Consider the following 2,412-nt stretch of genomic DNA (forward strand, 5'->3'; position numbering starts at 1 on the left):
CCAGGCCGCGCCGTCCGCGGCCGACCCCTCGCCCGCCGGGGACGCCGCCTCCGCGGCCGCCTCCCCCAGCGCCAAGGCCGGCGCTGCCACCGGCCCGGCCGTCAACGGCGTTCCCGCCTCCGCCTGGATGAAGGGCAACGACCTGCCGCTGAACTCCGCCTACCACTGGCCCGCGCAGGCCGGGAAGGCCAAGGCGGTCAAGAACGGCGAGCCGTTCGCCTTCGAGACGCTCTGCGACTCGGCCCGCTCCTCGGACCTCGCCGGCCTCGGCACCGGCGCCGACGGCGCGCAGTCGCTGCTGAGCGGCGGCACCGACGAGTGGCAGGTCCAGCAGACGGTCGTCCACTTCAAGGGCACCTCCAGCGGGGCCGTGCAGTCCGCCGGTGCGCTGCTGCGCGCCCTGACCGCGGAGGTCAAGGCCTGCGCCCCGGACGGCGCCACCCCCAGCGTGAAGGTCACCGCCGAGGACCCGGCGTACCTGGCCGCCACCATCACCCTCAAGCAGGGCAGCGGCGGCATCACCGTCCACGAGTACCTGACGACCACCTCGACCACGGTCGCCGAGCTGACCGTCTACGGCCCCTACGGCACCAAGAAGCCCAAGGCCGCCTGGACGGTCAAGGACGACACCGCCGTCCTGCGCCTGCTGGGGGCGCCGCTCTGCGACGCCTTCAAGAACTGCTGATCGAGCGCCTACCGAACATCCGTCAGTACACGTCGCGGACGTAGCGCTTGTCCGCGGCCAGCTGCTTGACGTACGCGGCCGCGCCCTCCTCGCTCAGCCCGCCCTGGGCGGCGACGATCTCGTGGAGGGCGCGGTCGACGTCCTTGGCCATCCGGCCGGCGTCGCCGCAGACGTACAGGTGGGCGCCCGCCTCCAGCCACGTCCACAGCCGCGAGCCGTGCTCGCGCATCCGGTCCTGCACGTAGACCTTGTTCCGCTGGTCGCGGGAGAAGGCCAGGTCCAGCCGGGAGAGCACGCCCGCCTCGCCGAGGGCGGCCAGCTCGTCCTCGTAGTAGAAGTCGGTGGCGCGCCGCTGCTCGCCGAAGAACAGCCAGTTGCCGGCGTGGTCGCCACGGGCCCGCCGCTCGTCCAGGAAGCCCTTGAAGGGCGCGACGCCGGTGCCGGGGCCGATCATCACGGCGGGCACCGCCGGGTCGGCGGGCGGGCGGAAGTGCGGCGAGCGCTGCACGAAGATCCGCACCGGGGTGTCGGGGGCCGCGTCCGCCAGGAAGCTGGAGGCCACCCCCTTGCGGCGGCGTCCGGCGGGATTGTCGAACCGCACGACGGAGACCGTGAGTTGGACCTTCGCCGGGTCGACCAGCGGGCTGGAGGAGATCGAGTAGAGCCGCGGCTGCAGCTTCTTCAGCACGTCCACCCACTCCTGGGAGGTGGCCTTCACCGGGTGCTCGGCCACCAGGTCGATCGCCTGCCGGCCCCAACTCCACTTCGCCAGTTCGTCCTTGTTGTCGGGGCGGAGCAGTTTGCGGAGCAGCCGGCCGTCGGCCGTCCGCTCGGCGGCGAAGCGGAGCAGGTCGGTGGTGATCCGGGTCAGGTCGAGGTGCCGGTGCAGCGCCTCGGAGAGCGTCGTCCGGCCGACGCCGGCGAGTTCGACCTCGGTGTCGGGGTGCTGGCCGGTCGCCTCCAGCCACTCCACCACCAGCTCGGGGCAGTTGACCGGCCAGACGCCGAGCGCGTCGCCGGCCTCGTACTCCAGGGCGCCGCTCGCACCGAGGTCGAAGGTGAACTGGCGGACCTCCTTGGCGGCGCCGGGCAGGCTGAGCAGCCGGTTGCCGGTGAGGGTGGCGGTGAACGGTTCGGCCTTGGTGGGTCTGCGCGGAGCGGCCGGCGCCGGGGCGGGCTCCGCGGTGAGCGCGGTCAGCACCTGCTCCAGCCAGCCGGCGGCGGCCTCCTCGTAGTCCGGTTCGCAGTCGACGCGGGGCAGCAGGCGGACGCCGCCGAGTTCGGCGAGGCGCTCGTCGAGGCGGCGGCCGTGGCCGCAGAAGTCGTGGTAGCTGGAGTCGCCGAGGGCGAGCACCGCGTACCGCAGGTCGGGGAGGCGGGCCGCGTCGCCGTCGGCCAGTTGCCGCCAGAAGTCGGCGCCGTTGTCGGGGGCGTCGCCGTCGCCGAAGGTGCTGGTGACCACGAGCAGGTCGGTGTCGGCGGTCAGGGCGCCGGGGGCGCAGTCCGTCATGGGCAGGACGGTCGCGCTCCGGCCGGCCTCGGCGAGCCGGGCGGCGGCGCCGGTGGCGATCTCCTCGGCGTTGCCGGTCTGCGAGGACGAACTCCTTGCTGCCGAACGGCGCGGCGGCGTAGTTGGCGACGGCGAGCAGTTCCTCGATCTTCTCGGCGGGCAGCTTGGCGGAGAGGAAGCTGAAGATGCCGGCCGGGTTACCGATGTAGAGCTCGAG

At 73.5% G+C, this 2,412-nt stretch carries 1 protein-coding gene and 1 pseudogene; one reads left to right on the forward strand and one right to left on the reverse strand.

Going from position 1 to position 2,412, the window contains the following annotated elements:
- Positions 1–685 (forward strand): hypothetical protein (locus tag ABZ641_RS33260; protein WP_359987931.1); only part of this gene is annotated, 685 nt, incomplete at its 5' end.
- Between the two features lie 22 nt (positions 686–707).
- On the opposite strand, the pseudogene ABZ641_RS33265 reads toward ABZ641_RS33260, so the two are convergent.
- A pseudogene (locus ABZ641_RS33265) lies at positions 708–2,282 on the reverse strand (flavodoxin domain-containing protein); the annotation flags it as partial.
- Between the last annotated feature and the right edge of the window lie 130 nt (positions 2,283–2,412).

It is taken from the genome of Kitasatospora sp. NPDC007106 (assembly GCF_040634455.1).
GTDB lineage: Bacteria > Actinomycetota > Actinomycetes > Streptomycetales > Streptomycetaceae > Kitasatospora > Kitasatospora arboriphila.